We start from the raw sequence: 15,852 nt of genomic DNA on the forward strand, positions 1-15,852 counted from the left end.
ATAGCAGATGCGGAAATTCAGCTAAGGCCTGGCGACCGATTAAGTTACTACAACACGGTAAAATTCCGCTCGTCGGCATACATCACTACCACGGGAGTATTGGCTGGCGGCGGCGGGGTATTGCGCAAATCATTACGAATCTGGCTTTGAGTTTTGCTCATACCAATGCCTTGAGGCGAAACAAATTGATAGTTAATCACTAAATTCCAATCGCCATCGCTATCTTTTTCAAAGCGGGCATTGATAATTTGGCCAGGCAACATTTGGCCGCGCTCGCGCAACGCCTTGGCCAAACGCCATGGCCGCAGCACAAAGAAATATAAGGCTAAACTGCCAAATAAGCCGAATAATACGACAAACCCCAATTGAATCGACACCGAATTCCAGTCGGTCGGGGACTCGGCTTGGCCAAGATCGCGCAGCAGAAAGCCCAATGCTCCACAGCCCACAAACAAAAATGGCAGACTAAACAGCAACATAAACAGCATAAATTTGCCGCTACCATACGGTTTTTGGCGGGTCACCACGGCGGCATTCTTGGGGTCAAGTAAAAACGGCTGCATAATAATTCCTTTGATCAAACGAACCGAGACGTAGTTTAATCGTTATACGCTATGAATATCAAGTTTTTGTTAAGTAGCCGAGCGTAGTACAATGGGCGCGAATATGTGGAGGTGCTATGTACAACCTGACGATTGCGCATCTATACCCTGAGCAAATGAATATCTATGGTGATCGTGGGAATATCATCACCTTACGACAGCGCTGTGCATGGCGTGAGATTACAACAACCCTGATTCCGGTGATGCCAGGCAGCAGCATCGATTGGCAAAGTGTCGATTTGGCTTTTTTTGGCGGGGGTCAAGATAGCGGTCAAGCGTTAATTGCTGCCGATTTTGTTGAACACCAAGCCGAGCCATTACGCCGAGCCGCTGAAACTGGCATGGTGCTGCTGGCAATTTGTGGCGGCTATCAACTGCTCGGCCATTATTTTCTAACTCACACTGGCGAGAAGCTCCCAGGGATTGGCTTGTTGGATGTGCACACCGTTGGCAGCACCCAACGCCTGATTGGCAATTTGCTGATCGAAGCTAATTGGGGAACTGGCCGCCAAACTTTGGTTGGCTTTGAAAATCATAGTGGTGGAACCTTCCTCGGCAAGGGTGTAAAACCGTTGGGTAAGGTGCTCGCAGGCCACGGCAACAATGGCCAAGATGGCAGCGAAGGCGCAGTTTGGCAAAATGTGATTGGCTGCTATATGCATGGCTCATTGCTGCCCAAAAACCCACATTTCGCCGACCACTTGCTGGAGCTAGCCTTGCAACGCCGCCATGGCGCAAGCGCAACCCTCAGCCCACTTGACGATCAGTTGGAGCTAGCCGCACATAACACCATGGTCGAACGCCTTCAACATTAGGCTGTTGATAAAGGATTTTCATGCAACATTTTTACAATAGCGATCTCGGCCAGATTCTTGCGCTTGATCCCAACCAAACCTACGCCGCAATTCCCGTGATTTGTGCCATGCTCGAAATTCCGCATGCGTCGCAGATCAAACGGATCAAAGCCCATGCGACGCTAGCAGCAGGCTTACGTCAACTAAAAGTACCCAACCTTGATGGCGAGGATGAACGTCAAGCCTGTTTGCGGATCGATTTGATTCCATTATGGGCGGCTGGGCTTGATCCCAACAGTGTCAGCGCCGAAGCTGCGCCAATTGTGCAAGCGCTGAGCAGCGAAATGGCCTCAGTACTTTGGCAGAGCTTTCGCCCACAAGCCTTTGAAACCAACGATCAACTATTACCCAATCGCTGGGAGCAAACTCAAGCTGAGGTGGCCTATCGCGGAGCCTTGGCCGTGGCCAACCTTACCCGTGAGCAAATGTTGCTTGAGCGCCAGCTGACCGCCGATGTTGAGGCTCGCGAAATGGGTGGAATGAGCGCCGAAATTGAAGCTAATGCGGTGTTGTTGGCTCGCACCGTTCGGCGAGTAGCGCAGGTGGTTGGTGAACGCTCTCGGCGCAACGAATACCCAGCAATTTTCGATGGCTTATATCGCCAATGGGGCATCACCACCTATCGCCGCATGCCGCATGCTCGGCTCAACGAAGCCCTTGCTTGGCTCGAACGCTGGTATGGCGATGCCCTTGGCGAACCTGAGCCAATGCCCGATATTTAATTGAGGGGTCAGGGATTAGGGGCCAGTTTTACCCACAAAGAACACAAAGGAGACGAAGGATTCAACCCTCTGATCCCTAGCCCCTGACCCCTAGCCCCTAACCTAAAATTCCGCCGACTAAACTGCCGCCATCCATGGTCATAACTGTGCCAGTGGTGAAAGCAGCAGCATCGCTCGCCAGATACAGCGCAGCGGCAGCAACCTCATCGACCGTGCCAATTCGACCTAAGGGCGTGCCAGCCACAATTTTTTGATTCAGATCTTCGTTATCCCACAGGGCCGAGCTAAATTTAGTTTTGATTAGGCCCGGAGCCAAGGCATTGACCCGAATATTGCTTGGGCCTAATTCTTGGGCCAACTGCTTGGTCATGGCAATGACGGCAGCCTTGGAAATACTATAAATGCCCATCGCGGTCGCAGGTTGCAAGCCAGCCACCGAGGCCACATTGATGATCGAGCCACCACCTTGATTTTGCATGGCCTCAGCCGCCGCCTGGATCAACCAAAAGTAGCCTTTCACATTGACTTCATAGGTTTTATCCCATTGGGCTGCATCGGAGTTGAGCAACGGGCCAAAGTGTGGGTTGGTAGCCGCATTATTAACCACAATATCGATGCGACCCCATTCTGCCAAGGTTTGCGCCACTACCGCCTGCACCTGTTCGCGCTTGCCAGTATGACAAGCCATGGCGAGCGCCATACCACCTGCTTGGTTGATACTATCAGCAACGGTTTGCAGGCTCTCCAATTTACGGGCACAAACCACGACTTTGGCTCCGGCTTGGGCGAAATGTTGGGCAATTGCCTCGCCAATTCCACGTGATGCACCGGTTACAATTGCCACCTTGCCACTTAAATCGAATGTCGTCATTGGCATTACTCCTAGTTCAAGGGCGAATACATAGATTGGATAGCAGCTCATGATCGCCTTGGATAATCGATACCTATCTTAGCAAAGATTGGGGTTCGCTTGTTCAAATTGATCAAGTTGGCGTTCCCGTGCCTCGGCCAGCAAGGTTTTGTAATTTGGGCCAGCAGGAATCCCTTGGGCTTGTAGATCACGCCCAGTCAATATGCTAGCAATTGGCCGTAAGTATTGCAGATAATACTTAATTTGGTGTTGAATTGATGTTGCTTGATTACTCGCCCATACCTCGAGCAGTAACGGTTCAAATGGGCTAAGCAAGCGATCAAGTTGGCCTGCCGAGAGCGTGGTTTGGGATAACGTTGCCTCAAATGCCACTAATTGCGGCCATTGCTCAACCATCAAGCGAATCGGTTTGGGCAAACTAAAGCGCTGGGTTTGGGTTTGGGCCGCGCTGGGGGCTAATTGGCTCATCAACAGCAACCACACGATCGCTAATTGCTGATCGGACTGATTGGCAAGCAACGTTTGCGCCTGTTGATTAAGGCTGGCTGACCAACCACCAGAGCCAAATAATTGATTGAGCACACCCCAACTATCAGCCAAACTTAATGCTACTAAGGCACTCGGCTCAGTTAACAACAAACCTAATTCATTCCACAAACGAGCAGGCGTAGTTTGATCAAGCCATGGCAAGGCGTGTTGCAACAATATAGCGGTCTGCGGCTCAAGTTCAAAATTCAAACGCGCAGCAAAGCGAATTGCACGGAGAATGCGGGTTGGATCATTGATAAAACTCAGATCATGCAATACCCGAATCAAACCATGCTGGAGATCAGCATAGCCATGTTGTGGATCAATTAATTCGGTTGGTTGGTTGATCAAGCGTAAAGCCAGACAATTGATCGTAAAATCGCGGCGAGCCAAATCAGCAGCTAAATTGGCAAAACTGACGACTGGCAAGGCCGCAGGTTGAGGGTAATATTCACTGCGGGCTGAAATTAAATCCAAGCTACTATCCTGCCAACTCAGGGTTGCAGTGCCAAAAGGGGGGTGGGTATGCAGTTGATCCGGCCAAACGGCGGCCCAAACCTTGGCCAGCGCGATAGCATCGCCTTCAACCACAACATCAATATCACCAACTGGTCGCTCCAATAACCAATCGCGAACACAACCACCAACCAGATAGCAGGCGCAATTATGAGTATTAGCAGTTTGGATTAACCATTGCAAGCGTTGTTGCAATACAGGGCTTGCTTGGCGCAAAAAAGAATTTAAATCATACAACATTGCACGATCTCAACAAAAATGCCCTCACTCGTATTGAGTGAGGGCATTGTAACCGACAATCGTTTAAGGTTTACGACGAACGGCCAACCAATGGCATGAAGATCTTGAACACTGCTTGAACTGCTTCGATAGCCACAGCTTCAGTGCCGGTATTGCTATCAGCGGCTGAGCTATATTCAAGGTTATTGGTCAAGGTTCCAGCTTGGGTTGCGCGAGCGCGGTAGCTGAACGTGCGCAAGCCTGGTTCGCCAGCACCCAACGAGGTACAAATGGTTGCACCTGCGGTTGGCAAGTTGGCGGCGGTTGAGCTATCACCACTATAGTAGTAGGTGTTGCCAACCGTACCAGTCAAGTTTTCGATCCCAACTGCTACACCGTCAGCGAAGGTGGTCAAGTTGCCAGTGAGCGAACCGTAAACGGTACAGAACTCTGACTCAATGCCATCGGCGCGGGCATAGTTGGTAAAGTTGAGGTTCGAAGTAGGAGCATCAAATTGTTGAGCGTCTTCGTATTCAACTGCAACATACGGTACAGTTGGATCGTTTGGATTGACCCCATCAACAATCAAGATGTAATACTCACCACCACCAGTATCGGTAGCTGAAGTACCATCCAAGTCCAAGTCCGTCCAAAGGCCAGCGTACACCCCGTTAGGAGTTGCTGAGTTTGGCATATCTTGGGCAACATAGTTAGTATTGCCAGATGGAAGCGTTGGGTCGAATTGAATCAGACCGTTGCTCCATGGGCGAACAGCACCATAGTTCACATCATAGGCCCGAACCAGGAACGTGCCTAAGGTGAAGTTTGGTGCAGTTTCGTCACAGCTCGTACTGACAGCAGCACAAATTGCAATCGCGTTGGCATCGGCTGAAACATCGAAGTTATCGAATGCTACGCCACCATCGCGGCTATCGCTGAAGGTATAACCAGTTTCAGCGGCATTGACCAAACCGCTCCAAGTAACCGTGCGGCTTGCAGCGTTGTAGCTAGCGCCAGCAGGCAAGCTGCTCACGTCAACTTCCAAGCCAACTGGCAAGGTGCTGGTTACATAGAAGGTATCGTTCATTGCACTGTAGTTAGAGATTGCCACGGTGTAGGTGACATATTCACCAACATCAACCATGGTATCGCTAACATCAACACTGACTTCTGGTTCCAAGACTTCGAGGGTGAAGGTAGTGCGGCCAATGCTACCTGGGCTAGCTGGGCTGGTGCCAAGGTCGAATTCGCCGAACCAGACATCGCCAGCTTCGAGGCTTGGCTCATCCCAGTGAATATCAACACTGAATGGTTCGCTACCTGAAACGGTGTTTGGACCAACAACATCCCAGTTGCCAAGATTGCTACCAGGGACATAGTAGATATCAACCGTGGTTGAGTCGGGAGCAGCAGGTGAAGCTTGCCAGTTTTGAACAACCACAATGTAGTTGCCAGCAGCAGGGTTGTTGATTGTGACAGTTTCGTAAGCCGATGAGGTTGCTGATTCAGCAACTTGTTCGCCAGCTTGAGGAATGCCGTCGCCGTTAGCATCGCGGACAACAAACAAGTCGATGTCTTCTGAGGCCGTATCGGTGATCTTCGCGACAAACTTGCTTGCGCCAGCAGGAACTTGCAAGGCACGATAGAAGACACCGTTGGTCAAGCTATCGTATGGGTTACCGTTGGTGGTATCGCCAGTGATAACTTCGGTTGCGCGAACACCCTTGGTCAAGCCAAATTCGCGGATGGTCAGGTTGGTCACGTTGAGGGCGCTAAAGCCACCAGCGGTCACCATGCCACTATCGCGGCGGGTGGTTGCTGAAACACTATCGGGCACGCCACCAGCGCTGGCCTTGACGGCAATTGGGAAGTGGACGGCTGGGGCAAGGCTTGCAGCTTCGGTCAAGCGGAATTCGCCAAACTTCCAAACGCCATCGATTGGTTGACCACGAACGTCCGCCTTGATCGTGATCACCTGGGTTCCACCAGCAGGAATGGTGAAGCTGGCTGGAGTTGCAGTTACCGTTACAGGCGAGGTTGAGCCACTAACATTCCAAGTTGCTGCAACGTTCAAGGTGTTCTTGACCGTCCGTGTCCAGGTACATTCGACTGGGCACGATTCGTTAGCAGCACTTGCAATGTTCAAGGTTGCAGGGTTGCCACCAGCTGATGGGTTCGCATTGATGAAGTTTGGAATGGTTTCATCAAGCACCAAACCAGCATTGAATACTTTGGTCAAATCGACACGGCCAGCACCCATGTTGAATGGATCAGCAGCGGTTACGCCATCAGGTTTAACAACGCTGGTCTTAGCAGTCGTCATCAAGGCCGATTTGATTTCAAATGGAGTCCAAGTTGGGTATTTTTGGCGCATCAAAGCGGTCACGCCAGCATTGTGCGGGCTTGACATTGATGTACCGCCAATAACTTGGAACAATTCGCCATCAGCGAAGCCATCATCCCAAACGAATGCGGTATGACCAGCGTTGACATCAACACCGATCAAGGTTACGTCTGGTTTGAGCACGTTCTTGATCGGCGAAGGACCCATTGAGCTAAAGCCGGCCATCTTATCGCCAGCGCCCATAATCTTTACACCACCATCGGCTTGGCCATTGACAGTGCCTGATTGAACATAGGTAATTAGATCGTCACCAGCAGCGCTTTCCAAAGTTGCATTCTTTTCGAGGTGGATACAAACTTTAGTACAGAAGTCAGCGACCAGACCCTCATTATTATTGGCATTAACAAGAATCCCGCCACCAGCACCACCAGCAAATACATTAGAATACTTAAGCACCCGTGCAATTTGTCCGCGGCGACAAATCACGATATCGGTTGCTTGGAAAGTACCAGGCGCATATGCTTCTAAACACAAACTTGGGGCAACTGTTTCGCCTGCTTGGACTGGAGCCAACTTGATTTGACCAGTCACTGAACCTGGGTAGAGTGAAGCACCAACCAGTGGTGATGGAGCTGTGCCCGTGCCACCGCTCAAGTTGGTCACATAGCCTTTGAATTCGCGGGCTTGGGTGCTGGCAGCAACCGTGATCAACCATGGTGAGTTGTGAGCGACGCTACCAACCGTACCAGCGTTACCAGCTGAGGCGCTAACAATCACGCCAGCAGCGTTAGCGTTACGGAATGCAATTTCAACCCCATCAGTCCATGGTGAGTTACCACCACTGATCGAGTAGTTCAACACATCAACGCCGTCAATCAAGGCTTGGTTGATAGCTGAAACTGAGTCGCCACCGTTACAACCGCCGTCATCGCTAATTGCTGGATCTTCTTCCCAACAAACTTTGTAGGCGATGATCCGAGCGCGAGGAGCCACGCCCGAGACGGTGCCGAATGGCGAAGCAGTGCCACCATTACCACCAGCAGTGGTAGCGGTGTGCGTACCGTGGCCATCTTCATCCATTGGTGAATCAACTTCACCGTCATTGGCGATACCGCCACCGTTATACCACCAAGCCCCGATCAGTTTGTCGTTACAAGGGCCAAAGCTATTATCTGGCTGTTGACCTGGAGGCATCGTTGGAGCACAAACGCCTTTGTAGCCACCTGGCCATGCGCTGTAATCGCCACCAACTGGTGATGGATCGCGCAATGATGGGTGAATACCAGTTGAGGTCAAAACACTTGAAGGGTTGTAGATACCGCTATCGATCACCCCAATCACAATGTCTTCACCAGCGTTCGTGCCAGTGCTGCCACCACCAAGGTTTTGCCAAAAACTTGGCGTACCAATGAATTGGTTGCTGCTATCTGTATCGAGTTTTTCAACTTTGGCAATTTCAACTGATGCAACATCAGGGTGGTTGCGCAATATGGTAATCGCTGAAACATCAACATCCAAGAACATCCCGTTCAAGGCGACTTGATAATCAGAAATTTGTTTGATTTGGTTTGATTTGGCTTGGACATCTTTGAGGAAGCTGGCGTGCTGAGCATCAAGATATTTCAAGTAGGCTTGGGATTCAGCCGTCTTGACATCAAGCTTGGTGCGGCCAGTTTGCGCATTGGCGGTAGCCTTCAAACCCTTAACTTCGCCAGCATAGGTTGCCAACGGAGCATCGTGGAATTGAACAATAACTTTAACTTTGCCAGACTTGGGGAAATCACCATACAATGGGGCAATTGTGGGCTTGCTTGAACGATTAGCACTGGCTTGGTTCACCTGAACCGAATCAGTGGCCGTTTCCACAGCGGGCTTGAGGGGTTCTGCCGCCCGTGTGACATTGTTAGCGCTCAAATTGCCCGCTAACATGGTTAACAACGCTAAGACCGTTGCTAAACGAGTGTAACGATGTTTCACTACCAGTTACTCCTTCAGCTATACCGAATTCAGACCTGGGCGAGTTGGGAATACTACGATGAAAATCAACCTCCTTATCGACAGTGCCTTAATTCGCATATCAATCTATAGCCTGAACCAAATCAGCGTTAAACCTGATTTGGCAGATGATTACAGATAAACCCCGTGGCTGAAAGTTGTACAACCTCATTTGGGGAGAACTCGAAATATCACGCTCCGATGGCTCTCAAATGGTATAAAAAAGCGGTACTTAATGGTGATTGCTGATATGCTGCGCTTTATTATAACACAGTCTCATTGGCATGATGAAATGATTAAGGGGGGATTATTAGGGTAATTGTAGTTTCTGTAGTTGCCCGATCAGCCAGCAACATTAAATCAGTACAGTGACTCCTCACGATGAACTGACGAACGGATATGGTTATTCAGTTTCGAGTTGATCACACGGGATATTGACATCATAGAAATTCTGCAGATAGGTGACACCAAACAGCATCCGTGTAGGTTCCTCGCTGTTTCCACTCCCAATCACGAGTATATACATCCCCGGTTCAAGGTCGGGAAGCGTCCAGTCATACTGCTGTGCGGGATCGCTGGCCCGAAGTACCGTCGCAGTAGGAGGAGTCCAGACAAAGCGTTGCGGTGCATCGGTATACAGCGGACCTTTCACAATGAATGAGAGCTGTGCAAGATGAAGATTTAAGGTACCTGCTTGCAACGTCAGCCGGATAGTGATTGATTCATGCAGATCGAAACAGTTCTTTGGAAGATAAACGTTGGCAGTATCACTAAAGTGAGCGCCCTCTTGGGCAAGGCGATAGGTAATTGCTTGGGCTGTTGGATCAGGTTGGTTTGGCCCACATGCCGCCAAAACCAGAACCAACACGCCAAGAATCGAGCACATGTAACGTTCCACACATAATCCTTGTAAGCCGAGTCTCAGCAAGCCGCCAAATATTGCCATCTAACAGCTATGCATGAGTTGATGAGCCTGAACGAATGAGTCATATATTAATTGATTAGCACATCAATGAATCCCTTTCACACATAATGATTATGGTGTGATTGAGATGGTGGAGAGATTTTGCCAAGCAGGGAATGATTAGGGGAAATAGTGCAGTTTCTCTTACATCTCGCTGACGATTATATAACATCCACGGCTACTCTGTCGAGGGGATTTGATGATTTATGCCCTCACCTCTAGCCCCATCCTTATCAAGGATTGGTTGTATAACAAAGGCATGATGAATGTGTGATTGATTTTCATGCCCTCACCCCCTAGCCCCCTCTCCCGCACGCGAGCGAGGGGGAACTACTCAGCAGAAAGCCCCTCGCTCACCGCAGTGGGAGAGGGGTTGGGGTGAGGGAATGCAGTCCATCCTAAAAATCCACCATCTGCTCCCGCCCAGCGAGCGAAAGAGGAACCACAAAACTAACAGCCCCTCGCTCACCGCAGTGGGAGAGGGGTTGGGGTGAGGGCATGACACCCCTAGCCTAACTCGCCAAAAGAGCTGTTCCTTGGCACAAAATGCCGTGTTATGATTAACCTAAACCATTGCGAAATGTGATGATTTAATCAGGTTTTAGGAGTGTACTATGGCCCCTGTAAAAGTTGTCTTACCAAATGGCCTTCGAATTTATACCGATGAAATGCCCCATACCCATTCAGTCTCGATGGGTATTTTTACCCAAGTTGGCTCGCGCTATGAGAATGCTCGCCTGACGGGAATTTCGCATTTTTTAGAGCATATGTTTTTTAAGGGCACTACCAAATATCCCACTGCCAAGGATTTGAGCGAGGCAATTGAGGGCATTGGTGGTTATATCAATGCTTCTACATCATATGATACAACTTGTTATTATTGTAAAGTTGCCAATATTCACACCGAACGCGGCATTGATGTGTTAACTGATATGCTCAATGCTGCCTTGTTCGATCCAAAAGAAGTTGAAAAAGAACGTGGTGTGATTCAAGAAGAAATTAAAATGTCGCTCGATGTGCCCGCTCAATGGGTGCATCAATTGCTCGATGAATTAATGTGGGGCGATCAGCCACTTGGCCGTGATATCGCTGGCACACTCGAAAGCGTTGGAGCCTTTACCCGCGAAGATTTGTTGAATTATCGCGATCAGCATTATGTTGCAGGTAATACGGTGATTTCATTGGCCGGCAATTTTAATAGCACCGAAATTGTCGATCGCCTCACGAGCTTATTTAGCAATTATCGCGTGCTTGATGTACCCAAACCAATCACTACCAATAGTTTTGGCACAGCTCCAGTCGTGCATCTTTTAAATAAACCAACCGAACAAACCAATTTTGTGCTCGGTCTCAAATCGTTTGGTTATGGCGATAGCGATCGCTGGGCGCTCAGCGTGCTCGACAGCATCCTTGGCGGCGGCATGTCCTCACGTTTGTTCCAAGAAATTCGCGAAGAACGCGGCTTAGCCTATAGCGTCGGCTCCTACACTGCTGAATATGATGACGCTGGCAAGTGGATTGTCTATGGCGGGGTTGAGGTCAGCAAAGCGGTCGATGCGATTGCAGCGGTCGTCGAAGAACTGCGCAAATTGCGCGATCATGGGGTGACTGCCGCCGAGTTGCACCGGATCAAAGAGCAAGTTAAGGGCGGAATGTTGCTTGGACTGGAAGATACTTGGTCGGTGGCCAATCGCAATGCTCGCCACGAACTGCGCTATGGCGAAGTGATTCCGGTTGAGCAAATTGTGGCTTGGATCGAAGCGGTCACACTCGAAGATATTCAGCGCGTGGCTCAACGCCTAATTCGCCCAGATAACTTATACTTAGCAATCATCGGCCCGCATGCCGAGGCCGCTGAATTTGAACAAGCTATCGCGTTATAGCCATTCGCCGCGAGATGCTGGTTGGCAACGTAGCCAGCCAGCCGCATATTGCAAGCATAAGGAGAACACCGCGTGAGCCGTTTTGATGAAATGCGCATTTTTAGTGGAACGGGCAACCCAACCCTAGCGCAGGCGATCAGCTCGTACATTGGCATTCGCCACGGTGAACTGAGTATCCATACGTTTCCTAATGAAAATATTTTTGTCAAAATCGAAGAAAGCGTCCGCGAACAAGATGTGTTCGTGGTGCAATCATTAGGTGCTCCGCTTAACCATTTGATTATGGAAATGTTGATTATGCTCGATGCCTTCAAGCGGGCTTCGGCTGGTCGCATTACCGCTGTGATTCCTTACCTCGCCTATAGCCGCACCGATAAAAAAGACCAACCACGTGTGCCAATCACTGCCCGTTTACTAGCCGATTTGATCGTCGCTGCTGGCGCTCAACGGGTGCTGACCCTCGATTTGCATGCTGGCCAAGTTCAAGGCTTTTTCAGCGTTCCAGTCGATGAAATGAGCACCATGCACTTGCTGACCAACGAGGTCAAATCGTGGGGCTTGGAAAATGGCATCATCGTTTCGCCTGGCTTGGGTTTTGCCAAAAAAGCCCGCAACTTTGCTGAAGCGGTCGATATGCCCTTGGCCTTGGTCGAAAAACGCCGCATCAATCACCAGGATGGTACAGTTGGTCACTTGGCAATTTTGGGCGATGTAGCTGATCACGATTGTGTGATCGTCGATGATGAAGTGGCAACTGGCCATACCATGGTGCGGGTTTCAGAGTTGTTGATGGAACGCGGCGCACGCTCAGTTCGCGCTTGCTGTATCCATCCCTTGCTCTACGGCGATTCGGTTGAACGGATCAAGCGCAGCCCGATCGAGCGCTTTGTTACCACCGATACAATCACCTTGCCACCGGAAAAACGCTGGCCAGCCTTGGTGGTCAAATCGGTTGCCCCACTCTTGGGCGAGGTCATTCAGCGTATCCACACTGGGATTTCGGTTGGAGCAATGTTCCCAGCTGGGCCACAAATTGGCCGCTGGTAGATTAATACCCAAATAAACAACATAACCCGAAGATTTAGCTAAGTTGCACGATCTTCGGGTTATTTAAACTGGCATAAGGATATTGGCGATGCTTGATTCGATTGATGTTTTGGTGATTGGTGGTGGCGCAACCGGCACTGGGGTTTTGCGCGATTTGGCGATGCGTGGCTTGAGTTGCGTTTTGGTCGAGCGCCGCGATCTGGCCGATGGCACAACTGGCCGTTACCATGGCTTGCTGCATTCAGGCGCACGCTACATTGGCCGCGACCGTGAAGCCGCCCGCGATTGCGCAATTGAAAACCAGATTTTGCGCCGTATCATTCCGCATTGCATCGAGGATACCAGCGGTTACTTCGTTTCAACGCCCCAAGATCCCAAGCGCTATGCCGAAGAATTTTTAGGTTTGTGCTTTGCTGCTGGCGTGCCAGCCCAACAAGTGCGGGTTAGCAGCCTTTTGCAACGTGAGCCAGCCCTCAATCGTGGGATTTCGCATGCCTTTGAGGTTGCCGATGGTTCGGCTGATGCCTTTTTGACGGTTGAAGCGAATGTACGCTCAGCTCGGGAGTATGGAGGGCAGACCTTACTCTATCACGAAGTGATTGATTTAATCGTTGAGGCTGGCACAGTGGTTGGCGCTCGCTTGCGCAACACCCTGACTGGCGCGGAATTTAATCTGACTTGTCGTTATGTGGTCAATGCTGCTGGGGCATGGGCTGGCCGAATTGCCGCCATGGCTGGAGTTTCAGTCGATATCGTGGCAGGCAAAGGCGTGATGGTGGCTTTCAATCATCGCTTGGTCAACAGCGTGATCAATCGCTGTAAGCAGCCAGGTGATGGCGACATTATTGTGCCAGTGCGCACAGTTTGTGTGGCTGGAACCACCGACGAAAGCGTGCCCGACCCCGATGATCGTTCGATGCTGGCCCATGAAATTGCTACGGTTTTAGATGAAGGTGAGATTCTCATTCCCGGCTTATCTCAAGCCCGCATGCTACGAGCTTGGGCTGGCGTGCGCCCACTCTACCGCGAGCAAGCCACCACCGAAGATCGCGATCTTAGCCGCGATTTTAAAGTTCTTGATCATACGCAACGCGATGGGGTGGCAGGAATTATTTCAATTGTAGGCGGCAAATATACAACCTACCGCATGATGGCCGAACGTACAGTCGATCTGGTTGCCAAATATCTACAAAACACCAGCGCCTGTCGCACTGCTGAGGAAGTCATTCCAGCCCCCGATCAACGCCGTTTATTTACGGTTGGTGCGCCATTGGCAACAATTGAAGCCGAACAAAGCTATGGCGATTTAATTTGCGAATGCGAATTGGTTACCCGCCAACGCTTGCTCGATGCCTGGCAAGCAGGCGCAACCAGCATCGACGATTTACGCCGCGATACACGCATCGGCATGGGGCCGTGCCAAGGTGGTTTTTGCACGATGCGCACCGCCGCCCTCGCCTACGAAGCCCAAGTTGCCGATCAACAGCAAAGTGTCGAGGCAATTGAGCACTTTTTGCAAGAACGTTGGCGCGGTATACAGCCAATTCTCTGGGGCGATCAATTACGTCAAGCACGGCTCGACGAGCAAATTTACCTTAATCTATTAAATGTGCAGCCTGAGGATGCCCCATAATGCGTCGGCAACTCGCGGGTTGGCAACAATCGGCCCGCCAGCTTAAACAACAGCTACGGGTATTATTGTTGGCATGGCGTGATCGGCGTGTGCCGTGGTATGCCAAAGCCCTAGCAATTTGCACCTTGGGCTATGCTTTTAGCCCAATCGACCTAATTCCCGATTTTATTCCGGTGTTAGGCTATTTAGACGACCTTTTGATTTTGCCACTCGGCATTATGTTAACAATCAAACTCATTCCTAGCGTCGTTTGGCAAGAATATACAATCAAGGCCCAGCAAACTCCAGCCCAAACCAAGCCAGTTAGTTATATCAGTGCAGGCCTGATTATTGGGCTATGGCTTGGAGCAGCATGGTGGGCGTTTAATCTGCTACGCTAAACCATAAATTCAATCAAAAGGCGCTTCATTAATCAAACCTGTAATGCTATACTAGGGAAATACTGACCAAAGTACTAAACCAATGAGGGAAGAACAATGCAAATAGCCGCATTATTGACCGAGGCTCGTCATGCCTTGAGTGTAGGAGATCGCGCCAAAGCCAAGCAATTAGCTTCACAAGCCTTGCGACTTGATAGCAAGCATATCGAAACATGGCTTTTACTGGCTGATTTAGTCGAAGTTCCCGCGCAAAAACGCGATTGCTTTCAACGAATTTTGGCCATCGATCCAACGAATCCAATTGCCAAACAAGCACTGAACCAACTTGATGCGCCAGCCCCAGTTGCTGCCGCCAGCTTTGAATTACCCAAATCGGCGTGGTTTGGCAACAAATCAGCTGAGCCAGAACTAACCGCCCAAGTTGGTGGGCCGATCGCAACCTCAACATTACCAAAAAACTCGCCTAGCGGCATTCGGCCATTGGCGCAGGCCCAAACACCGTCGTTGGTCGAGTTGAGCAACACACCTGCAATACCAACTGGCTATGTTCAGCCAACTCAGCCTGCCTATAACCAGCCAAATTATGCCCAACCCAACCAAGCCTTCATCCCGCCAGTAGCCAATTATGGCCAAGCTCAACCGCAATATGGCCAAGTGGTCTACCCCCATGTGGAGCCAAGTGGCGTAGCCAAATTCTTGAAATGGCTGGTTTTTGCGGTATTCGGTTTAATGGTAGTCTGTTTTGGAATTAGCGTTCTCAGCGATTTAGGCAAAGAACCACCGCCAACACCCAAAGTTAGCGCCCAAGATCGCACAACAGCGATGTTGAACGATATTGTCAAAATGTCAACAAACCCTCAATCATACGGGGTTGATGGGGCTAAACTGACTGCAGAACCATTGGTTAAAACCTACTTTGCCGCAAAATATCGTAGGAATCCTCGAATTTATGCTGAAGATATGATTGGTGGGCTTAAGGAGGGCGCAGGCGATGATATCCAAACAATTCTTCCGCTGATTGCCCAAGCCTATGTTACGCCGATTCAATATTCGGTGATTTCTGAAGTTAAAGATCAAAAAATTCGGCTTAAAATTATTTCTGGTGATATGGTTATTGTTGTCAAGAACAACCAGTTCGTAACCAATCCACTTAATGAGATGTACGATATTGTAACGTTGATCAATGAAGATGGGATTTGGTATGTTGATGATATACAATATAATTAAATCCCTACTCCGCCCCAATGCTGTGGCTGGTATACTTAAGCGAGAGAGTCGAAGGCCATTCTTTGTG

At 50.0% G+C, this 15,852-nt stretch carries 12 protein-coding genes; 7 read left to right on the plus strand and 5 right to left on the minus strand.

The annotated features are described in order from the left end of the window. Positions 1-47 precede the first annotated feature (47 nt). Positions 48-563 (minus strand): hypothetical protein, encoded by a 516-nt coding sequence (locus ABEB26_RS05560; RefSeq protein WP_345720980.1) that lies wholly within the window; start codon positions 561-563, stop codon positions 48-50. Between the two features lie 116 nt (positions 564-679). On the opposite strand from ABEB26_RS05560, the gene ABEB26_RS05565 reads away from it, so the two are divergent. Continuing rightward, positions 680-1,417, plus strand: coding sequence for a type 1 glutamine amidotransferase (locus ABEB26_RS05565; protein ID WP_345720981.1), 738 nt, complete (start codon positions 680-682; stop codon positions 1,415-1,417). A 20-nt stretch (positions 1,418-1,437) separates the two neighbouring features. Further along, positions 1,438-2,178: a phage antirepressor N-terminal domain-containing protein gene (locus ABEB26_RS05570; RefSeq protein WP_345720982.1), complete on the plus strand. Its 741-nt coding sequence runs from the start codon at positions 1,438-1,440 to the stop codon at positions 2,176-2,178. Between the two features lie 97 nt (positions 2,179-2,275). On the opposite strand, the gene ABEB26_RS05575 is transcribed toward ABEB26_RS05570, so the two are convergent. From ABEB26_RS05575 to ABEB26_RS05590, 4 genes are all read right to left on the minus strand, one after another. Continuing rightward, positions 2,276-3,055, minus strand: coding sequence for a glucose 1-dehydrogenase (locus tag ABEB26_RS05575; protein WP_486348293.1), 780 nt, complete (start codon positions 3,053-3,055; stop codon positions 2,276-2,278). 72 nt (positions 3,056-3,127) lie between these two features. Next, positions 3,128-4,333 carry a CCA tRNA nucleotidyltransferase gene (locus ABEB26_RS05580; RefSeq protein WP_345720984.1) on the minus strand — a complete coding sequence of 402 codons (1,206 nt, stop codon included), beginning with the start codon at positions 4,331-4,333 and terminating at the stop codon, positions 3,128-3,130. 70 nt (positions 4,334-4,403) lie between these two features. Next, on the minus strand, positions 4,404-8,633 hold the full coding sequence (locus ABEB26_RS05585) for a S8 family serine peptidase (protein WP_345720985.1): 4,230 nt from the start codon (positions 8,631-8,633) through the stop codon (positions 4,404-4,406). A 421-nt stretch (positions 8,634-9,054) separates the two neighbouring features. Continuing rightward, on the minus strand, positions 9,055-9,549 hold the full coding sequence (locus ABEB26_RS05590; protein ID WP_345720986.1) for a hypothetical protein: 495 nt from the start codon (positions 9,547-9,549) through the stop codon (positions 9,055-9,057). A gap of 680 nt (positions 9,550-10,229) precedes the next feature. Between ABEB26_RS05590 and ABEB26_RS05595 the strand changes: the two genes are divergently transcribed. The 5 genes from ABEB26_RS05595 to ABEB26_RS05615 all read left to right on the plus strand — a co-directional run bounded on the left by ABEB26_RS05595 (position 10,230) and on the right by ABEB26_RS05615 (position 15,785). Further along, positions 10,230-11,498 carry a M16 family metallopeptidase gene (locus tag ABEB26_RS05595; RefSeq protein WP_345720987.1) on the plus strand — a complete coding sequence of 423 codons (1,269 nt, stop codon included), beginning with the start codon at positions 10,230-10,232 and terminating at the stop codon, positions 11,496-11,498. A 72-nt stretch (positions 11,499-11,570) separates the two neighbouring features. Next, positions 11,571-12,545, plus strand: coding sequence for a ribose-phosphate diphosphokinase (locus ABEB26_RS05600; RefSeq protein ID WP_345720988.1), 975 nt, complete (start codon positions 11,571-11,573; stop codon positions 12,543-12,545). An 88-nt stretch (positions 12,546-12,633) separates the two neighbouring features. Beyond that, positions 12,634-14,178, plus strand: coding sequence for an anaerobic glycerol-3-phosphate dehydrogenase subunit GlpA (gene glpA, locus ABEB26_RS05605; protein ID WP_345720989.1), 1,545 nt, complete (start codon positions 12,634-12,636; stop codon positions 14,176-14,178). After that, positions 14,178-14,558 carry a YkvA family protein gene (locus tag ABEB26_RS05610; RefSeq protein WP_345720990.1) on the plus strand — a complete coding sequence of 127 codons (381 nt, stop codon included), beginning with the start codon at positions 14,178-14,180 and terminating at the stop codon, positions 14,556-14,558. Before glpA ends, ABEB26_RS05610 begins: the two co-directional genes overlap by 1 nt. A gap of 96 nt (positions 14,559-14,654) precedes the next feature. Then, entirely contained in the window at positions 14,655-15,785 is a 1,131-nt protein-coding gene (locus ABEB26_RS05615; protein ID WP_345720991.1) for a hypothetical protein, read from the plus strand. The last annotated feature ends 67 nt before the right edge of the window (positions 15,786-15,852 follow it).

It is taken from the genome of Herpetosiphon gulosus, from assembly GCF_039545135.1.
In the GTDB taxonomy this organism is placed as follows: domain Bacteria; phylum Chloroflexota; class Chloroflexia; order Chloroflexales; family Herpetosiphonaceae; genus Herpetosiphon; species Herpetosiphon gulosus.

Bases quoted from the DNA above. Each gene is read 5' to 3' on its own strand.
- ABEB26_RS05575 (WP_486348293.1), bottom strand. From the start codon at position 3,055: ATGCCAATGACGACATTCGATTTAAGTGGCAAGGTGGCAATTGTAACC.
- glpA (WP_345720989.1), top strand. From the start codon at position 12,634: ATGCTTGATTCGATTGATGTTTTGGTGATTGGTGGTGGCGCAACCGGC.
- ABEB26_RS05610 (WP_345720990.1), top strand. From the start codon at position 14,178: ATGCGTCGGCAACTCGCGGGTTGGCAACAATCGGCCCGCCAGCTTAAA.
- ABEB26_RS05560 (WP_345720980.1), bottom strand. From the start codon at position 563: ATGCAGCCGTTTTTACTTGACCCCAAGAATGCCGCCGTGGTGACCCGC.
- ABEB26_RS05595 (WP_345720987.1), top strand. From the start codon at position 10,230: ATGGCCCCTGTAAAAGTTGTCTTACCAAATGGCCTTCGAATTTATACC.
- ABEB26_RS05570 (WP_345720982.1), top strand. From the start codon at position 1,438: ATGCAACATTTTTACAATAGCGATCTCGGCCAGATTCTTGCGCTTGAT.
- ABEB26_RS05580 (WP_345720984.1), bottom strand. From the start codon at position 4,333: ATGTTGTATGATTTAAATTCTTTTTTGCGCCAAGCAAGCCCTGTATTG.
- ABEB26_RS05565 (WP_345720981.1), top strand. From the start codon at position 680: ATGTACAACCTGACGATTGCGCATCTATACCCTGAGCAAATGAATATC.
- ABEB26_RS05615 (WP_345720991.1), top strand. From the start codon at position 14,655: ATGCAAATAGCCGCATTATTGACCGAGGCTCGTCATGCCTTGAGTGTA.